The following is an 18,706-nucleotide window of genomic DNA, read 5'->3' on the forward strand; positions in this document are numbered from 1 at the left end:
TCGGTCGACGGTTCAGACCGAGCGGATCCTCCGGTGTTTGAGGAACGCATGTTCAGCGGTCAGCACTGCGGCCAGGAGAAAGACGAGCGCGACCATCGCGGTGGGGTTGTTCGCGATTGAGTCGATGATGAGGACGATGAGTGCCCCCGAACAGCCGATCGTCCCGATGATGGCAAGGGGCCTGCGTACCGCTGCTTCGGATCCACACCGGAATGCCGCCGTGTTGACCACCGCGAACACGATGAGGAAGATCGCACTCGCGAGGCTTGCAATGTTCGCGAGCGGAAGGGTGATCGCGATCGCTGCCGAGGTGCCAGCGGTGATGTACAGGCCCGCGGGTTGGTTCCACACCTGGTGGGTGAGACGGTGAGGGAGCTCTCCTTGTGATGCGACGGTGAAAGCGAGGCGCGCCGCGCCGTAGAGGGTGGCATTGATCGCCGACAGCGTGGCAAGCACCGCTCCGACACCGACAAGGGTGAACCCTGCCTGTCCGAGGGTTTCGGAGGCGGCTTCGGCAAGGGCATAGTCCGCAGCTTGTTCGATCTGGGCGGGTGTGAGTGTGCCGACGACCACCACGGCGATGGCGACATACAAGACGATGACGATGGCGATCGACAGGCCATAGGCGCGGGGGAGATTCCGTCGCGGTCGTGTGATCTCGGTGGAAGCGTTCGAGATCAGCTCGAATCCCTCGTACGCAACGAAGATCAGCATTCCGGCCCCGATGATGCCCAACGGTGAAGGCCACGATGACGGTGCAAGGCTGACCGCGTCGACGCTCGGCATACCGGCGGCGATGACAATCATCAGGATCGTGAGCTTGATTCCCACGATGATTCCTTCACTCTTCGACACGAGGGAGGCCGTGGCCATGTTGATGAGCATCGGTGCCCCGATCCCCACAGCGATCAGGAGCCGGACGACGACGGGATCGATCGTGGATCCTGAGGTTGCAAGAGCGCCTGCGTAGTTCGCGAACGCCGATGCGTACAAAGCCGTCGTTGCGATGTAGCCAGCCCACAACACGACATTGACCGTTCCGGTGATGTCCGACACACCGAACGCCCTGTCGATGAAGGTGACCGTTCCTCCGGGACTCGGGTAGTGCACAGACAGTTTGGTGTAGCTGTAGCCGGTGACGGCTGCGACAGCGCCCGCGATCATGAAGGCGACCGGTGTGGCACCTCCCGCGTATCGAGCCGCCACCCCGAGGACGGCAAAGATGCCACCCCCGACCATGCCACCGATACCGATGGCCGTCGCGCCGACGAGTCCGATCGGGGCGTCGTGGTCAGATGTCGACATGCGTGCCGATGTCGACGCTCCGATCCGTTGGGAGATTGAAGAAGCTGGTCGGGTCGCCGCTGTTGCGAATCATGAATGCGAACAGGTGTTCACGCCACGGGATCATTCCCGGCCGATCCGTCACATCGACGCGTTCTCTTCCGAGGAAGTAGGTTGTCCGGTCGGGATCGAAGTCCAGTCCGTTGATGTCGTAGCTCGTCAGGTCCGGCGCGAGGGTCGGTGTCTCCATGAAGCCGTACAGCGCCGTCAGCTCGTGAAACCCCAACGAATGGTGCTTGACCGTCATGCGCTCGAAGGGGGTGACGGTGGGACGATCTGAAGTCACGACCGACACGAACACGATCGTGTCGTGGAGGCTCTCGTTGTGTCGCAGGTTGGCCAACAGCGCAGGGGGGACGCGCCCTTGTTGACGGTGGAGGTAGACCCCGGTGCCAACATGACGCATCGGTGGATGCTTTGCGAGCTCCTCGACGAAGGTCTCGACGGTGAGCGCGTCGCGCTCGATACGCGCCGCGAGGATTCGGCGGCCGGTTCTCCAAGTCGTGAAGATCGCGAATCCGACAAGACCGACCAGCAGCGGGAACCAACCACCGGACGGGACTTTGAAGAGGTTGGCTCCGGTGAATGCGAGGTCGATGACGAGGATCGGGGTGAGGACGATGAGTGTGCGAGCAATCGACCACGACCAGCGTTGTCGTGCGACGGACGCGATCAGGATCGTCGTGATGACCATCGTCACGGTGACGGCAACACCGTACGCAGCGGCGAGATTCGTCGATGATCCGAATGCGAACACGAGAACGAGGCATGCAGCGAGCAGGAACCAGTTGATGGCCGGCACATAGACCTGTCCCCGGCTGTGAGCTGATGTCTGGACGGTCCTCATCCTCGGGAGATAGCCGAGATGGATCGCCTGAGCGGTGAGCGAGAAGGCGCCACTGATCAAGGCCTGTGACGCGATGACGGTGGCTCCCGTTGCGAGCACGAGGAGGGGCCAGTGGGCCCAATCGGGAGCGAGACGATAGAAGGGGTTGTCGATCGCCGATGGCTCTGCGAGGAGAAGAGCGCCCTGACCGAAATAGTTGAGCACAAGCGCGGGGAGCACCACGCCGAACCACGCGAACTTGATGGGCTGGCGCCCGAAATGGCCCATGTCGGCATACAGCGCTTCGCCACCGGTGACGACGAGGAATACCGATCCGAGCACCAGGAATCCTTCGAAGCCGTTGTGGCTGAAGAAGTCAAACCCGAATCGCGGGTTGAGCGCCCGGATGATCGACGGATCGTTCGCGATCTGTCCGATGCCGAGGATCGCAAGCACACCGAACCACACCAGCATGACCGGCCCGAAGAGGCGGCCGATGAGGTGGGTCCCACGGGATTGGATCGAGAACAGACCGATCAGGATGATTGCGACGACCGGGAGGACGAGCCGGTGCACCGACGGGGCAGCAACCTCAAGCCCCTCAACAGCGGACAGCACCGAGATCGCGGGCGTGATCATGCCGTCTCCGTACAGCAGAGCGGTTCCGAACAACCCGATGAGGATGAGCCATCGCTTCGATCGCAGCGGCGCCGTGAGGAGCGCGACGAGGGCAAGGATGCCGCCCTCACCATCGTTGTCGGCTCGCATGACGATCATGATGTATTTGACGGAGATCACGAGGATCAGCGACCAGAACATCACCGAAAGCACCCCGAGGACATTGGCTTCGGAGACGGCGAGGTTGTGTTCGCCTGCCAGTGACTCTCGAAGGGCATACAGCGGGCTGGTGCCGATATCTCCGAAGACGACGCCCAGTGCGCCAGCCGAGAGGACAGCGATTGCCTTTGCCGATTTCCGTGCGGCCATTCGATCAACGATACTGCGGTTGGGAACCCATCCGAATCCCGGATCCCGCCCGTCGTTCAGAAGGTTGATGGGCCGGATCGCAGCCGAGACCGCTAGCGTGCGCATCGTGACCGTCGACATCACGGGACTCCTCGCAACCCACGAATTCGGCCCCGGCATCGGGGAGGAGCGGCCTCTCTTCATCGCCATCGCCGGTGGCTCCGGTTCCGGCAAGACGACGATCGCCAAGTCTGTTGTCGATCTCGTCGGCAAGGACAAGGTGATCTACATCCAGCAGGATGCGTATTACCGCGACAACGCACTTCTGCCAATGCGCGATCGCGAGAGGATCAACTACGACCATCCCGACTCGCTCGAACTCGAGCTGTTGATCGCTCACCTCGACACCCTGCGATCGGGCCAAGCCATCGAGCGCCCCGTCTACGACTTCTCGACGCATACGAGAACGCCGGCAACCATCACGCTCGTGCCCCAGCCTGCCGTGATCGTCGAGGGCATCCTTGTGCTCTCCGATCCCGGGCTCCGTAGCCGATTCGATCTACGCGTCTACATCGACACCGATGCCGACCTGCGCCTGATCCGGCGACTGAACCGTGACATCATCGAACGCGGCCGGACGATGGATTCCGTCCTGCTGCAATACGAGACGACCGTGCGGCCGATGCACGACCGGTTCGTCGAACCGTCGAAGCGGTACGCCGACATCATCATCCCCGAAGGTATCAACAGTGGGGCGATCGGCACGGTGTCGCTGATGATCCGCCATTTCCTTGAGCGGCCGAGCGTTCAGTGATTGCCGGCGCGGACTGTGATTGCCACAGGTCCACCAGATGGTCCGCAACCGGCCGGGCGACGGACGCGAACAGCATGTGGCCCGACGCCGATGCGTGGAACAGGTCGCCCGCAAACATGCTTGGATGCTCCTCGAACCACGGATGCATGACATCCCACGCGTTCGACTTGACGGCGTGCGGGTATCGGGCCGCTACCCGTGCGATTGCGCGATCCATGGCTCGGGCTCTGATTCGGGCGACGCCGCGGACAACCTCGGGGAATCGTGGGATCGTGCCGAGATCGCCGACACCGGAAAGACCAACGGCGGGAACCGCAGCATGGAGGCGAGCGACGATGCGATCGTACTCCGACTCGAAACGGGGCACCGGTGTGCCGCGTAGAGCGTCGTTGGAACCGACTGAGAGGTACGCGATGTCTGGGGAAAGCGAGATCGCCTGTTCGAGCTGGTTGGCAAGCACATCGCGAGCCTTCGACCCGCCAACGGCGAGACTCGTTGTCCGGACATGGAACCGTTCGCCGAGGTGAATGCCGATCTGCCGTGGCCACGATGCGTCGAGAGGCTCGACTCCTGGTGAGGTGATGGAGCTGTCGCCGAGGAACACGAGCCCGAGCGGGGGAGCGTCGGGTTCTCCAAAGGTGCCGGAGGGATCCTGGTTTGCGAGGCTCGGTAGGTCGTCCCTCCGTATGGCGTGGGCCATCTGGCCAGCAAGGTAGGCGCTGGCGGCGAGGGACGGCCGAACGAACTTCCACGCGTTCATGGCCCCAATGATCGCGGCATTTTCCGGGTCCGGAAACGGTTTCTCGTCAGCGAGGTGTGAGGCGCTTGCCGATCTTGCGAATCGCGATCGCTCCGAGGATGAACCCGGTTCCCAAGATGAGGTATCCGACCGTGGAGACCCACAGGAGTTCGATGTCGCTTGTCGCGAGCGTGTCTCCGATCTGGGAGACGACGATGCCGACGATCCAAAACACCCACCACACATCGGAGACCGCCGTTCGCCGCTGTGAACGCCACGAATCACCGATGGGTTCCTCGAGGTGTGGTTGGGCCATCCGATCGATCTCGTTGATGACGAGCTTGGGAATGACGAAGTTGGCGAGCGGGATGAACCATCCCCCCACGGCCCACCCCGAAGACCATGATGTTCGCGAAGGGCCTCTCGACAGCGCAGCCTTGTAGGCGTGGTTGCACCAGATGACGAGCAGGATGAACACGACGAGGGCGCAGATGGCCCATACTCCCGCGACGGCGTCGCTCGCATCGGCAACATCGAGGACCTCGCTGAACGAGGTCGGACCGCCGTTGCGGTAGTCCTGCCACAAGGCGTAGGTGCCGAGGTACATGACACCGGCGAGCATGGCCAGAGCCGCTGCGGCGATCTGGAACGCGAACAGCGTGCCGTTGAGCCCGGCGGAGACATACCGGCGGCTCGACTGGACCCCCGGCTGTGGCGCTGTCGGTGTCGGGGCACCGTACGAGGCCGCGGGAACGGGTTGGCTTGGGATTGCCGCAGTGCTCGGAGGAGGTGGTTGGGTTCTGCTCTGGGGTGGATACCACTTGCCGTCCGAGGCAAGCCACCAGTCGTCACCTTGGGGTCGATCGCTCATGCGATGACTCTACTGGAAGCTTCCGGTAGGCCCAAAGTCCTGTCCTCTCGGGAAGCGGCGATCGTGTCGGAGCGACCAGCTGGGCCGGTCCCTCATCGTGGGGAAAACCGGAAGTGCATGACATCGCCCTCACGCGTGATGTAGTCCTTGCCCTCGAGGCGCCATCGGCCGTTGTTCTTGGCGCCCGTCTCACCGCCGCATTCGATGAAGTCGTCGTAGGACACGACCTCAGCGCGGATGAAACCCCGTTCGAAGTCGGTGTGGATCACCCCGGCAGACTGTCGAGCGGTCGAGCCTTTTCGGACGGTCCAGGCTCGTACCTCCTTGTCTCCTGCCGTGAAGAAGGTGAGAAGGCCGAGGAGATCGTACGCGGCCCGGATCACCTTGTGAAGACCGGGTTCGCTGAGGCCGTACTCGTCGAGCAGTGCGGTGCGATCCTCGGGATCGAGGGCGGCGATGTCAGCCTCGAGTTCACCACAAATGGTCACAACGGCGGCTCCCTCCGATTCGGCGTGTTGAGCGACGGCACTGCTCATTGCGTTGCCCGCAAGTCCATCCTCGTCGACATTGGCGATGTACATCGTCGGTTTTGCCGTCAGCAGGAACAGGTCACGCACGATGAGGCGGTCTGCTCCGGTGAGGGACATCGTGCGTACCGGCTTGCCTTCGGCGAGGTGTTCGTTGACCCGCTCGAGGGTCGCAACGGCGGCCCTTGCGTCGCCGTCGCCTGAGCGTGCCTTCCGTCGCTGGCGGTCGAGTGAACGCTCGACCGTTTCGAGATCGGCGATGGCGAGTTCGGTGTTGATCGTTGCGATGTCGGAGAGCGGATCGACCCGTCCACCGACATGGACGATGTTGTCGTCGGTAAAGCATCGCACGACATGGGCGACGGCATCGGTCTCGCGGATGTGGCTGAGAAACCGGTTCCCGAGCCCCTCGCCACCGGATGCCCCTGCAACGAGGCCGGCGATGTCGACGAACTCGACCATGGTCGGGATGACTTCCTTCGGGTTGACGATGGCGGCCAACGCGTCAAGCCGCGGGTCGGGGACCAATGCAATCCCAGCGTTCGGATCAATGGTGGTGAACGGATAGTTTTCTGCCGGAATCGTCCCTCCGGTGAGCGCGTTGAACAGCGTCGACTTCCCGACATTCGGCAACCCGACAATGCCGCACGCGATGCCCATGAGATCTCCAAGGATCGGCCGAACCCGTGAGGATACGACAACCCCGGGTTGAACCCTGGGCTGCCACTCGGGTATGGCCGAGTACCAGCCCGGAGTTCGTCGGACCGCGGAAACCGGGCTCAAGTCGCGAAGACAACCGGTAGCTCGCGAAGTCGTTCGGTATGTCGCGAAGTCGTGCCGTATGTCGCGAAAGAACTCGCAACGCACCCCTTGCATGTACCGCCCACGATCGGTTTCCTGAACATGGGAATAGACGCTGGGCGTGAGCAGTGGAGCATCCATGGATCCGTTCAGCCACCCCGACCTGGCTCGGCTCGGCAGGACACTTCGCTCGCGGCTCGACGACACCCTCGATGCCGAGCAGGAAGCCGCGCGATCTGCGGCAATGCGCCGCATGACCCTCCGTGACCGGCTCATCGAGAGCGAGGACCGTACCGAACGCATCCAGGTCGCCGCGTCGGACGGGCATCTGTATCGCGGCGTGGTTCGGTCCGTCGGCATCGACCATGTCGTTCTCGAGGACCTCAAGACCCGACGGTGGCTCGCCATTGCCCACATCATTGCGCTGGAGACGATCTGATGGCGATCAGCATCCGCGCTCGGGGGTGGTCGCTCCCGACCCTCGATCGGAGACGACTCATCGGCATCGCGCTCGCGGCGTTCGCCGGGATCCTCGTCTTGTTCCTGACGCAGCCAGCCCCGAGAATCGGTGTGTTGGTCGCCGCCGAGGACCTCAGGCCGGGTGTCCCCCTCACCTCCGATTCGGTCACCGTACGGTGGGTGTCGTCAGCGGAAGGTTTCGTTGATCTCGACTCGTTCGACGCCATCGAGAACTGGACACTGCGAGCACCGCTGGTCGCAGGAGAGCCGCTCATTCCGTCCCTGCTCCAGTCGCCCGAGGTTTCTGCGATGCCGAATGTCATCGCGTTGTCGCTCGACGAGTCCCACGCCGTCCTTGGACGCATCGCACCCGGCGACCGCGTGGACCTCTACCGCACCTCGACAAGCGGCGGGTTTGATACCGCTCCCGTCACCGAGCTCCTCGCGTCACGCATCTATGTCGTCGAGGCGAGAACCGGGGAGACCGGCCTCGATGCCGACCGCGTCGATCTCCTCCTCGCCGTTGATGAAGACCTCGCAGCCGTGATCGCAGGCGCGGCGCGCCACGGTGAGATCGACCTTGTGCGAGTTGCACCGTGACCGTTCGAGTGGCGACCGTGCTCTCGGCGCGGGACTGGGAATCCGGTCTCGTTGCGTACGCCCGCGACACCGCAGCCATCCGTGTCGTGCTTCGTGCCTTCCAACCTCGCGACATCGAGTCCCACCGCGGCGAGATCGATGTCGTGGTGGCCGGTGGTGAGGTTGCGTGGGTCACCCCGCATCAGATCACGACATGGACTCGACTGGGGATCGTGGTTGTCGGCATTCACCCACCCGGGGACCGTCCAGCGGCTGCCCTCCTCGAACTCGGTGGCGCAGCGGAGGTGCTGCCAGATGACATCGATATTGCTGCTTTGGTCCAGGCGATTCGCTTCGTCGCTCCCGCAGGCGATGTTCGGGTGTCCGATGCGCGAGGCGTCGTGACGGCGGTGGTTGGGACGCGGGGTGCTCCCGGCTGCACCGAGGTGGCGTGCGCGATGGCCGTGACATCGGCGCGCCAGTCCAAAACGGTTCTGATCGACCTCGACACCATCGCGCCAGCGCTTGCAATCCGCCTCGGCGTCGCCCCAAGACCCGACCTCGCGGACGCTGCCGACATGGTCCGAAGCGAGGGAACCTTCGACCGATCATGCGTTCGGCGGGTAGGAGAGGTCGATGTGGTCGTGGGCTCGCACCGTGACAACGAGCCCGTGATGCGGGATCCCATGGTGACTGGCCTCGTTGAGGTCGCGGCCGGGCTGTACGACTCGGTGATTCTCGATGTGGGGTCATCGCCGGTGGGCGATGCGCTGATCGAAACGGTCAACGAGGTCGTCCTCGTCGTGGATGGATCACCGGTCGGCATCGTCAGGGCCGCGCGAGCCACCAGCAACTGGTTCGGACCGACCCCCCGGTTGGTGGTCAACAAGGTTCCGCGAACTCGCCACGATGAAACCGTTGTGGCGGTTCGTCGATGGACGGGACTTGATCCGGTTGCGGTCATTCCCGAACACCCGAGAGTCAGGCGTAACACCGTCCGCGCCCGGCTTCCGGATCGCTCCTTCACGAGGGCACTTGCGGGAGCGTCGCGATGACAACCACGACGCCGAGCCGGTACGGATTCCTCGACGACCTTCTCGATGACCCGCAAGTCGAGGAGATCATTGTCATCGGCGGCATGCGGACCTTCGTGGTCAGGAATGGCATCAAGGAACTCGCGAACATCGTTGTCGATACCGCCACGGTGCGGCGAGTCGCCGACCAGCTTCTCGTGGGGACGGGCCGCCGAGTCGACCAGGCGAGCCCGATCGTGTCCGCCCAGCTCGCGAACGGCAGTCGTGTCCACATCACCGGGCCCCCGGTGACGCACAAGGACCGCATGAACATCCAGATCCGCAAGTTCGTCGTTGCGGCCGACAGCCTCCAGGATCTCGCTGATCGCGGCGCGATGCCCGACCACCTTGTCCGTCTCTTGCGCGATGCGGTCCGGTCGGACCAGACAATTCTCGTTGCGGGGGCTCCGGGAGCTGGCAAGACGACGCTGGTCAACTGCCTGCTGCGGGAGGTTCCACCCGACCGACGGGTGGTCACATGCGAAGAGGTCTTCGAGATCGATGTGCCGCTCCCGGACATGACCCAGATGCAGACCCGCGATGCGGGACTCGACGGTGGCGCCACGATTTCGCTTCGTGACCTCGTCAGGGAGGCGCTTCGGCAGCGACCCGACCGGATCGTCGTCGGCGAGGTGCGAGGCCCCGAGGCACTCGACATGCTCATGGCGCTCAACGCCGGGTGTTCCGGGATGGCCACGATCCACGCGAATTCGGGCCGGGACGCTCTCGAGAAGCTCGTGTCCTACGGGGTGCTCGCGGGCGAGAACATCTCGGTGCCGTTCCTGCGCCGGACCGTTGCGTCGGTTGTCGACCTTGTCGTGTTCCTCAGGCGCGATGTTGGGGGGCGTCATGTCGACGAGATTCTTGCCGTGCCTGCCCAGCTCGACGGTGATGTGTTCACCGTTGACTCGCTGTACACGCGATCCGACACCGGTCGGGGTCGACGATGAGGGGAATCGCGGTGCTGGCCGCGATGGGAGCGGCATGGTTGCTTGCGGGCGGTGCCTTGAAGGTCCGTGTGGCCATGCCTCATGTCCGGCTTCGTACCGTCGTCGCTGGCGCGTGCTGCGGTCTGGTCGCCTTTCTCCTCGCGTTGGGTCTGCTCGGTTCGGCGGTCCCCGCCGCGGCGTTCGGATTGCTTGCCGTTGGTCTGCCGGCGCATGTCGCTGCTGGCCGTGAGCGTTCCCGAAAGGCCGCCGAGGCAGCTGCGTGGCCGGACCTCCTTGCCCATATCAGGTCCTCCATCGCTGCGGGGAAGACCCTCCCCGACGCGTGGGTCGATGCAGCGACCCGCGTCGGGGATCCGTTCACCGCGACGATCGAGGAGGTTCGCCGTGAGTTGGTCTACGGAGCGGGGTTTCCGGCCGCAATGGCTGTCGTGCGCGCCGATGCCGACAACGCGACGGCCGATCGTGTGACGACGACACTCGTCGTCGCGAACGAGACCGGCGGACACCGCGTCGGTGAGGTCCTCGCGGCCCTCAGCGCGTCGGTGGCGGCCGAATCGAGACTCCGAGCGGCACACGACGCAGCGTTGACCGAGCAGCGCTGGACTGCAGGAGTGGCGCTGGTTGCACCGTGGGTGATTCTCGGTCTTTCCATGGCGACCAACCCTCAGGCCGCAGCTGCCTTCTCGACCTCCGAGGGGGCCTTCGTTGTCGGTATCGGGCTCGTGCTGACCGTGGCGGGGTATTTCCTTGCACGGCGCCTTGCCGCGCTGAGCGAGAACCCGAGGATGTTCCGATGACGGTACTGGTTGCGGTGCTTCTCGCTGGCGGCGTCTACCTCGTGGTGACGGGTGGCAGCCACCCGTCACTTGCCGATGACCTCGGCCAATACCTGATGCCGTCGACTGACGCAGATGCACAACCACTCGAGCTGGTTCGTGCCGGCGCCAAGCCGTGGCTGCCGTGGGTGCTCACTGGGGGCCTTGTCGGAATCCTGCTCGCACAGGGCGACCTGTTTCTTGCCGGGCCAGGACGGTCCGTTCCGGCATTGGCACTGCTCGGCGGGGCTTCCGGCTATTTCCTGTGGTCCGTCCGGCGGACCAACGCCGAGGAGCGAAGAGCCCGTCGGCTTCGTTTCGAGCTTCCGATCGTCGCAGACGCGATCGCTCTGCATGTTGTTGCCGGCAGTTCCGTCGCGGCGGCGATTCGGACCATCACCGTCCAAATGGATGGTGTCGCGATCGAAGAACTCGAAGCGGTGATCGAAGAACACGATACGGGAAGTGGATTTGAGTCATGTCTCGTATCGGTGGGCCTCGCCACGGCCCACAAGGACGCCCGTCGCCTCTACGACCTGCTGGCACACGCGCACGAATCAGGGGGAAGGCTCGCTGTCATGCTCGGGGAGCTCGCGACGGACCTGCGTGCCGGTATCGAACGGGATCTCTCAGCCGAAGGTGGGAAGCGTGCGATCACGACCTACGGACCCGTCTTGGCGCTGATGGTCCCCACCGCGCTGCTGTTCCTCCTGTATCCGACACTCCTGGGCCTTCGCGCGCTGTCGGGAACGCAATGAAGGTACGACCACAGAAAGGAAGCGAACATGCTACGAACGCAACGGGGAGCCACGACGGTCGAATGGCTCGGTCTGGCAACGATTGCAATCCTCGTCATCGCCCTCCTCCTCCCCCAGGTGCGAGCCACGGCGGGGGACATCTGGAGCAGTGTCGCCGATCAGTTCGGGGGATTCCTCGGTTAGAAGCCGGGTCGACCACGATCGAGGGCCTTGCCGCCATGGTCGTGTTCTTCATGCTGTTGCTCTTGATCGTCCAGATCGGCTTTCTCGTCGTCGCGCGGAACGCCACGGCGGTCGCGGTCGACGCTGCCGTTCGCGCTGCGTCGGTGGACGGCGAGGTCGCTCTTGCGGCTGATCGACTCGGTCGCGACATCGGGGCAACCGTTCCCGGATCGAGCGATGCCAGGATCTCCGTGGTGTCGGACGGGAGGTCCGTGACGGGATCCGTGTCGTTCTCGTGGACACCACCGGGCCCCGACCTCATTCCGATCCGCATCGAGGTGACTCGTTCCGCTCCGGTCGTCATTCCACCATGATTGGACGACCCGCAGCCGACCGCGGCATCGTGATGATCGAAATGGTCGTCGTGGGGTTCGCCGTCCTCGCTTTGGTGCTGCCGACGATCGTGCTGACCGCCAGAATGGTCGAGGCTTCCGACATCGCAACAGGCGAGGCCCGTTCGGCAGCACTGTGGTATGCGCGACACGGTGCCCTTCCAGGATCCGATCACGATTCGGAACTCACCGTTCAACGCAACGGTGACGAGGTCCGAGTGGTCGCAACCGTCCGCGTCGAGTTGCTGTCGGTTGGAGGAACAGGAGTCAGCACGACCGTATCCGGTTCGTTCGCAATGCCGATCAGCCCCTACCGCAGCGGCCGATGATCGCCTTGCGCGCCGAGCGCGGATCGACGGTCCCCCTGTTCGGCGGTCTGGCATTCGTTGCGCTGTTGATGATCGCCCTCACGGTGGAACTCGCGCTCGTCGGTACCGAGTATCGACAGGTCGCGGCCATCGCCGACGCATCGGCAGAGGCCGGCGCTGCGATGGTGACCGAATCGTCGGCATATGGCGGATCGATCGTTGTTGACACCGAACGCGCCGTCGCCGAAGCGGAACGGCTCGCAACATCTCTTCCCGACACGCGCGCGACCGTCCGCGTGGCCGCCGAGCAGGTCTGTGTCACGATCGTGGGACGGCATCAGCCAGCCACCCTCGCGTTTGTCGGGGTCTCGGGTGTCGACATCACCGTCACGAGCTGTGCGCAACCACGAGTCGGGTGAGGACCGATCCGCTCGCGGGATCTAGTGTTGCGTCATGGACGACAAGCTCACACCGCTCATCGAGGCATCGGATCTCGCCAGCTTGTCGCGTCATGTCGATGCGGTATGTGCCAGGCGGGCGTGGAACGAACTTGTCGAATTGCGTGATCGGTGCGACGAAGCCGTCGAACGCGGCAAGCAGGTGTGGGGGATCTCCCAGTTCGCCGAGTACCGGCTCGCCCTCGAGGCACCCGTCGCCGTCTCGGTTCGGGCGGGCATCTTCACCGACGGCCGGGGCCGTTTCTCCCTCGGACCACTGTGGGAGGTTGCTGCATCGACGCATCCTTGGGAGGACTTCGCGTCCCACGCCTTGACGCCCACGATCCGGGCCCTGATCGCCCACGAGCGCGCCATCCGAGGTGAGACGATTCCGAGCGACGCCATCGATCATCATGTGATAGCGGCCCCGGTCGAGATCCAGCTATGGGAGCCCGCGTATCCCGTCGCCGAATACAAGTCCGACCGGGCCGTGTTCCCTGACGATCTGTTCGACATCGACATGGGATGGGAGGACCTCCCCGATGCGGCAGAGGTCCAGGTCGAGGATGGGTTGTGTCACGCACTGATGGAGCTGGTGAAGCCATGGTGGGAGGATTCACTCGGCAAGTCTGAGGCCATCACCGTTGACGCCTCGATCGAGGCCGGAATCCGATCACTTGGGCCACGACGGGCCAGACTCGCCGATGTGCCGTACACGACCGCAATGGAAGCGATGGTGTGGGCGGGTGCCAGCGGGGGAGGACATGGCCGCAGGCGTGGGTCCCCGACCGGTCGTGCCGGAGCATGGTGGGTGCTTCTCGAAGCCCTTGGCTACGAGGAGATGCCAGAGGACCGGTCAGGTCTCGGCGATGAAGCGCAAGAGCTTCGTTGGGTGCTGTGGGATCCTGGTGATCGGGTGGGTGGCTGGAACCTTCACCTCGGCATCGAGGATCCCGACGACGGAATCGCATGGGTGCTATCCGCGGTCGACGCTGTGTGAGTCAATCCACCGGTAGGTAGGGCATGACCTGCTCGGCGAGTTGATCGACCAGTTCGACCTGCTGCCCGTAATGCAGGTCGCAGAAGTGGCTCCGCGCCACCCATTCGACCGGAACGCCCACCGCGTCGCGAAGCGTGCCGATGGTGTGGACGATTTCGTCCGGAGAGCCACCGACGATGCGGCTGCGGACGCGTTCTGCCGTCTCGGCCGTGAGTGGTGGGGTTCGCGCGATCGGCCCGACACGGGTTGTGGAGTCCTCCATGTCGGTGTACTTCCAGATCTGATGCCACACATGATCGATGATCGCGTCCCTCGGACCGGGAAACATGACGCTGTAGTGAATCCATCGGAACCCGGCCGGATCGCGTCCGATCCGTTCCATCTCCTCCGTCGCAGCAGCGACCTGCGAGACAAACCGTTCCGGGGGTGCGTTCGAGAAAAATCCGTCGGCGTGTCGCGCTGCTCGCCTCGCCGCCGCGTCGACGGAACCTCCCACGATGATGGGGATCGGCCGTTTCGGTGTCGGGCGAATGGCGAATTCGGGATACGAGTAGAGGTCGCCTTCCCAGGCAAACGGTTCGCCTGACCATGCCTGTGGAAGGAACTGGAGGATCTCCGACATCGCCTGACCCCGGGTGGTGATGTCAACACCGAACGCTTCGAACTCGGTCGCCGACCAACCGAGTCCGAGTCCGAGGATCAGCCTTCCATTGGCAATCAGCTGTACGGTCGCTGCGTCTTCGGCGAGACGAATCGGGTGATGCAGTGGAGCGAGCACGACACCCGTACCGATTGCGATCGTGGAGGTGGCGGTCGCGAGCGCGGCTGAGGTGACGAGGAGGGAAGGCATGTAGCCGTCATCGACAAAGTGGTGTTCGGTGGTCCACACCGACGAGTAGCCACGCCGTTCGAGGTGTACGGTGAGCTCGACCAACTCCCGATACACATCCTCCCACGAGCGTGGATCGTCCGGCGCCCGCTGGCCGGAAAGCAAACCGAATCCGAGATTCATGTCTTCAATGTACCGGCGATCGGCCCGGGTGATCGTTGGTTCCCGATCTCGACCTCAGCCGGCAAGGGCGGTTCTGGCACGATCCGAATCGCTCACCGTGACGGCGATGTGGTAGCCCTGGGCGTTGGTGTGCAGCAGGTACATCGAGTCGATGTTGACGCCTGCACCGGCGAGCCCTTCCGCCATCGCAGCAAGCCCCGATGTTCCGCGGGGTATGAAGGTATCGAGCACCTCGGTCTCGTCGTAGTCGACGCCTGCGACCTGGAGGACACGACGAGCCCGTGCATCGTTGTCAGGGATGAATCGTACATAGGACTGTCCCATGTCGGCGATGGTCGCGAACGCCTCGATGCCGACTCCTGCATCCGCGAGGGTGCGGGCGAGGATTGCCAACTGGCCGGGCTTGTTGGTGAGGCGAACTGAGAACTCGGTCATGGGTCAACCATACGCTCGAAAGCCGTTGCGGCAAACCGAAACCACGAGAACGCGATAACCGACCTTGTTTCCGTCTTTGTTGACGGACCGAACACATGTTCGATAGTCTGGAGGAATGGCACGATACGCGGAGTTGCACTGTCACACGAACTACTCGTTTCTCGACGGTGCGTCGTGGCCGGACGAGATCGTTCAACGAGCTGGGGATCTTGACTATGTAGCGCTCGGGATCACCGACCATGACGGTTTTCGTGGCGCCGTTCAGGTCCATGCTGCCGCCACCCATGCCGGAGTGCCCATCGTGTACGGGACCGAAATCGGCCTTCCGGCAACACCCTCATCGGAGGAGAGCGTTGAACGCATCGTTGCCCCAAGCGACGAACCGGTTCCGGTGACCGGAACCGGTGATGTGTCGAGGCGTGGCAGGGTTCGACGCATGTACGGGACCAAGCCGGACAAGCGCCACGACACCGACCATCTCGTCCTGCTTGCACCCGGCCCGGCAGGCTATGGAGCGATCAGCAGGCTGGTGACCCGTGCACAGTTCCGGGGGAGGAAGGATGCTCCACGGTACGCCTTCGGAGACCTCGAGGAAGCGGCTCGGGATGGTTCCCTCGTGGCGCTGTCGGGCTGTTGGCAGGGTGCGGTGCCCCGCGCAGCCACACGAGGCGACCTTGCCGGTGGCATCGCCAGCGCAGCAAGACTCAGGGACATCTTCGGGGACCGGTTCCACATCGAGCTGACACACCACGGGCTCCCCGGAGACGATGACCGCAACGACCTGTTGCATGAGATCGCTACACGGCTCTCCATTCCGACGGTCGCGACGAACAATGTCCACTACGCGCAGCCCACAGACGCCGATCTTGCCGAGGTGCTCGCCGCGATCGCCACACGACGCACACTGGACGCGTCCGATGGGTTCAGGCCGGCGACCGACCTTCGTCACCTCAGGACACCCGACGAGATGCAGCGACGCTTCAGCAGGTATCCCGGTGCGGTTGAACGAGCTGCCGAATTGGGCACTGCCCTCGCATTCGATCTGGATCTCCTGACACCCGAGCTTCCCGATTTCGCCATGCCGGGAGCCTTCACCACCGAGGATGAGTATCTCGCATGGCTCACCCTCGAAGGGGCACGGGAGGTCTATCCGGGGTCTGACGATGGCATTGATCCGGCAGCGCGACGGCGACTCATGCATGAGCTCGGGGTGATCTCCTCACTCGGTTTCGCCGGGTACTTCCTCGTTGCGTGGGACATTGTGCGGTTCGCCAGACAGCGGGGCATCTACTGCCAGATCAGGGGGTCGGGGGCGGACTCTGCGGTGTGCCGATGCCTTGGGGTCACCAGGGTCGATCCGATCAGGCTCGGCCTGCCCTTCGAACGGTTCCTCTCCCATGAACGAGGGAGACCGCCCGACATCGACATCGACTTCGAGGCAGAGAGAAGGGAGGAGGTGATCCAGTACTGCTATCGGCGGTACGGACGCGAGCGTGCCGCCATGGTCGCCAATGTCATCACCTATCGAGCACGCTCGGTCCTCCAGGATGTCGGAAAGGTGTTCGGACTGACCCAGGCGCAGGTCAACGGCCTGACGAAGTACATCGATACGCGAAGCCCGACAGCACTCAGCGAGGTCGTCGATCTTCCCTGTGGGATGACAACCGACCACATCTACGAGATGTGCCGAAGGCTTGACGGTTTCCCCCGTCATCTCGGCATCCATTCCGGGGGGATGGTCATCACGAAGCGTCCGCTGTGGGAAACGACACCACTGGAGTGGGGGAGGATGGCTGACCGCTCGGTCCTCCAGTGGGACAAGAACGACACTGCCGCCATGGGCCTCGTCAAGTTCGACTTGCTTGCCCTCGGAGCCCTCAACGCCCTGCATCTCAGCGTGGATCTCATTGCGCAGGTCCACGGGATCGATGTGGACCTTGCGACGATTCCGCAAGAGCCCGTGGTGTACGACATGCTCACCCGCGCCGACACGGTTGGCGTCTTCCAAGTCGAGTCCCGTGCTCAGATGGCGACGCTGCCGAAGATGAAGCCGAGAACCTTCTATGACCTCGCCATTGAGGTTGCCTTGATCAGGCCGGGGCCGATCCAGGGTCAGTCGGTCCATCCCTATCTGAGAAGGCGCAGCGGCGAAGAACCAGTCACCTATCTGCACCCGGCAGCGGAACCGATTCTCGCGAAGACCCTTGGTGTGCCGATCTTCCAAGAGCAGCTGATGGAACTCGCTCGCGTCTGCGCGGGCTTCACCCCCGGACAGTCTGACCGGCTTCGGCAGGCGATGACCCACAAGCGCTCAGCAGACGAGATGAAGAAACTTCGAGACGAGGTGTACCTGGGTATGGCTGCCAACGGGCTCACCGGGAGACCAGCGGACGAGCTGTGGGAGAAGCTCAAGGGTTTCGCCTCATTCGGATTCCCCGAGTCCCACTCGGTTTCGTTCGCGTACATCGTGTACGCGGCCTCATGGCTGAAGTACCACTGGCCGGCGGAGTTCTTCGCAGGACTCCTGAATGCCCAACCGATGGGGTTCTACTCCCCGAACTCTCTCGTTGCCGATGCCAGCCATCACGGTGTCGAGGTGTTGCCACCAGACATCAATCATTCGATCCACGATTGCACCATCGAGCCGTCCGATGCCGACCGGGGAACGATCTCGTATCTCGGCGGTGTTTGGCGCAAAGGCATGGGCGCCATCGACGATGATGTCCGGATGCCTGTCGCGCTGAGGCTCGGATTGCGGTATGTGCGCAACCTCGGGGAGAGCGACATCACTCGCATCGAAGCTGCTCGTCTCACTGGCGGTGTGTTCGTTTCGACGGACGATTTTGCCAAGCGAACCGGCCTCACCGTGACCGCCCATGAGGCGCTCAGCGCCGCTGGTGCCTTTGCGTCTGTTGGGGTTGGCAGACGGGAGGGAATGTGGGAAGCAGGCGCGCTCTCACAACTCGCCCCCGACCGTTTGGCGCTCGGATCGGGGGCCGCTCGTCCGGATCTTCCTCCGATGGGGCCCACCGAGCGCGTCGAGGCCGACCTGTGGTCAACGGGGATCTCGATGACACATCCTGTCAGTCTGATCCGGACCAAGTTGGACGAACGGGGGGTCACTCCCATCGCCATCGCTCTTGGGTATCGTCAGAATCGTCCCACCGTCACGGTCGCCGGCATCGTGACCCACCGTCAACGGCCCGAAACAGCCAACGGTGTGCGCTTCTTCAATCTCGAGGACGAGACAGGGATCATGAACATCATCATGATGCCGGCGGTGTGGGACGCCAACTACGAGATCGCCCGGAAGGCAATCGGTGCGGTGATCACGGGAACGCTCAGGTACCGGGACGGGGTCACCAACCTGGTCGCGCAACGACTGGACACCTGGCCGGCTCCCGATCTGCCGTCGCGGGACTTCCGGTAGTTCCAAGA

The 18,706-nt window shown here is 63.6% G+C and carries 20 protein-coding genes; 13 read left to right on the forward strand and 7 right to left on the reverse strand.

The annotated features are described in order from the left end of the window. Positions 1–12 precede the first annotated feature (12 nt). Both R2823_06870 and R2823_06875 read right to left on the reverse strand, forming a co-directional pair. Complete coding sequence (locus R2823_06870) at positions 13–1,305, reverse strand: APC family permease (GenBank protein ID MEZ5175912.1); 1,293 nt, start codon at positions 1,303–1,305, stop codon at positions 13–15. Beyond that, positions 1,292–3,277, reverse strand: a complete 1,986-nt coding sequence (locus R2823_06875; GenBank protein MEZ5175913.1) for a potassium transporter Kup — start codon at positions 3,275–3,277, stop codon at positions 1,292–1,294. Before R2823_06875 ends, R2823_06870 begins: the two co-directional genes overlap by 14 nt. A 37-nt stretch (positions 3,278–3,314) precedes the next feature. Between R2823_06875 and udk the strand changes: the two genes are divergently transcribed. After that, complete coding sequence (gene udk / locus R2823_06880) at positions 3,315–3,950, forward strand: uridine kinase (GenBank protein ID MEZ5175914.1); 636 nt, start codon at positions 3,315–3,317, stop codon at positions 3,948–3,950. Here udk and R2823_06885 read toward each other — a convergent pair. The 3 genes from R2823_06885 to ychF all read right to left on the reverse strand — a co-directional run bounded on the left by R2823_06885 (position 3,880) and on the right by ychF (position 6,747). Beyond that, positions 3,880–4,710, reverse strand: a complete 831-nt coding sequence (locus R2823_06885; GenBank protein MEZ5175915.1) for a GDSL-type esterase/lipase family protein — start codon at positions 4,708–4,710, stop codon at positions 3,880–3,882. The two genes, udk and R2823_06885, sit on opposite strands and share 71 nt — an antisense overlap. A 46-nt stretch (positions 4,711–4,756) precedes the next feature. Further along, the gene (locus tag R2823_06890; protein ID MEZ5175916.1) at positions 4,757–5,560 is read right to left on the reverse strand and encodes a DUF4328 domain-containing protein; all 804 of its coding nucleotides are present in this window, start codon (positions 5,558–5,560) and stop codon (positions 4,757–4,759) included. Positions 5,561–5,652: 92 nt separating this feature from the next. Next, complete coding sequence (gene ychF, locus R2823_06895; GenBank protein ID MEZ5175917.1) at positions 5,653–6,747, reverse strand: redox-regulated ATPase YchF; 1,095 nt, start codon at positions 6,745–6,747, stop codon at positions 5,653–5,655. Between the two features lie 280 nt (positions 6,748–7,027). On the opposite strand from ychF, the gene R2823_06900 reads away from it, so the two are divergent. Genes R2823_06900 through R2823_06950 form a run of 11 tightly spaced genes read left to right on the forward strand, consistent with a single transcriptional unit; the run spans position 7,028 to position 13,821 of the window. Further along, positions 7,028–7,327 carry a hypothetical protein gene (locus R2823_06900; GenBank protein MEZ5175918.1) on the forward strand — a complete coding sequence of 100 codons (300 nt, stop codon included), beginning with the start codon at positions 7,028–7,030 and terminating at the stop codon, positions 7,325–7,327. Next, a complete protein-coding gene (locus R2823_06905; GenBank protein MEZ5175919.1) occupies positions 7,327–7,947 on the forward strand; it encodes an RcpC/CpaB family pilus assembly protein in 621 nt (206 codons plus the stop codon). Before R2823_06900 ends, R2823_06905 begins: the two co-directional genes overlap by 1 nt. Then, a complete protein-coding gene (locus R2823_06910) occupies positions 7,944–8,981 on the forward strand; it encodes a hypothetical protein (protein MEZ5175920.1) in 1,038 nt (345 codons plus the stop codon). Before R2823_06905 ends, R2823_06910 begins: the two co-directional genes overlap by 4 nt. After that, positions 8,978–9,949 (forward strand): ATPase, T2SS/T4P/T4SS family, encoded by a 972-nt coding sequence (locus R2823_06915; protein MEZ5175921.1) that lies wholly within the window; start codon positions 8,978–8,980, stop codon positions 9,947–9,949. Before R2823_06910 ends, R2823_06915 begins: the two co-directional genes overlap by 4 nt. After that, positions 9,946–10,746: a type II secretion system F family protein gene (locus R2823_06920; protein MEZ5175922.1), complete on the forward strand. Its 801-nt coding sequence runs from the start codon at positions 9,946–9,948 to the stop codon at positions 10,744–10,746. The genes R2823_06915 and R2823_06920 overlap by 4 nt, the downstream gene beginning before the upstream one ends. Beyond that, entirely contained in the window at positions 10,743–11,522 is a 780-nt protein-coding gene (locus R2823_06925) for a type II secretion system F family protein (GenBank protein MEZ5175923.1), read from the forward strand. The genes R2823_06920 and R2823_06925 overlap by 4 nt, the downstream gene beginning before the upstream one ends. A 27-nt stretch (positions 11,523–11,549) precedes the next feature. Then, positions 11,550–11,705 (forward strand): hypothetical protein, encoded by a 156-nt coding sequence (locus R2823_06930; GenBank protein ID MEZ5175924.1) that lies wholly within the window; start codon positions 11,550–11,552, stop codon positions 11,703–11,705. A gap of 35 nt (positions 11,706–11,740) precedes the next feature. Further along, positions 11,741–12,058: a hypothetical protein gene (locus tag R2823_06935; protein MEZ5175925.1), complete on the forward strand. Its 318-nt coding sequence runs from the start codon at positions 11,741–11,743 to the stop codon at positions 12,056–12,058. Further along, complete coding sequence (locus R2823_06940; GenBank protein MEZ5175926.1) at positions 12,055–12,405, forward strand: hypothetical protein; 351 nt, start codon at positions 12,055–12,057, stop codon at positions 12,403–12,405. The genes R2823_06935 and R2823_06940 overlap by 4 nt, the downstream gene beginning before the upstream one ends. Then, positions 12,402–12,803 carry a hypothetical protein gene (locus R2823_06945; GenBank protein ID MEZ5175927.1) on the forward strand — a complete coding sequence of 134 codons (402 nt, stop codon included), beginning with the start codon at positions 12,402–12,404 and terminating at the stop codon, positions 12,801–12,803. Before R2823_06940 ends, R2823_06945 begins: the two co-directional genes overlap by 4 nt. A 34-nt stretch (positions 12,804–12,837) precedes the next feature. Continuing rightward, complete coding sequence (locus R2823_06950) at positions 12,838–13,821, forward strand: hypothetical protein (GenBank protein MEZ5175928.1); 984 nt, start codon at positions 12,838–12,840, stop codon at positions 13,819–13,821. A 1-nt stretch (position 13,822) separates the two neighbouring features. On the opposite strand, the gene R2823_06955 is transcribed toward R2823_06950, so the two are convergent. After that, entirely contained in the window at positions 13,823–14,833 is a 1,011-nt protein-coding gene (locus R2823_06955; GenBank protein MEZ5175929.1) for an LLM class flavin-dependent oxidoreductase, read from the reverse strand. Between the two features lie 54 nt (positions 14,834–14,887). Beyond that, positions 14,888–15,268: a hypothetical protein gene (locus tag R2823_06960; GenBank protein MEZ5175930.1), complete on the reverse strand. Its 381-nt coding sequence runs from the start codon at positions 15,266–15,268 to the stop codon at positions 14,888–14,890. Between the two features lie 115 nt (positions 15,269–15,383). On the opposite strand from R2823_06960, the gene R2823_06965 reads away from it, so the two are divergent. Continuing rightward, complete coding sequence (locus tag R2823_06965; protein ID MEZ5175931.1) at positions 15,384–18,698, forward strand: error-prone DNA polymerase; 3,315 nt, start codon at positions 15,384–15,386, stop codon at positions 18,696–18,698. The last annotated feature ends 8 nt before the right edge of the window (positions 18,699–18,706 follow it).

The organism is Acidimicrobiia bacterium, from assembly GCA_041393965.1.
GTDB lineage: Bacteria > Actinomycetota > Acidimicrobiia > Spongiisociales > UBA5794 > UBA5794.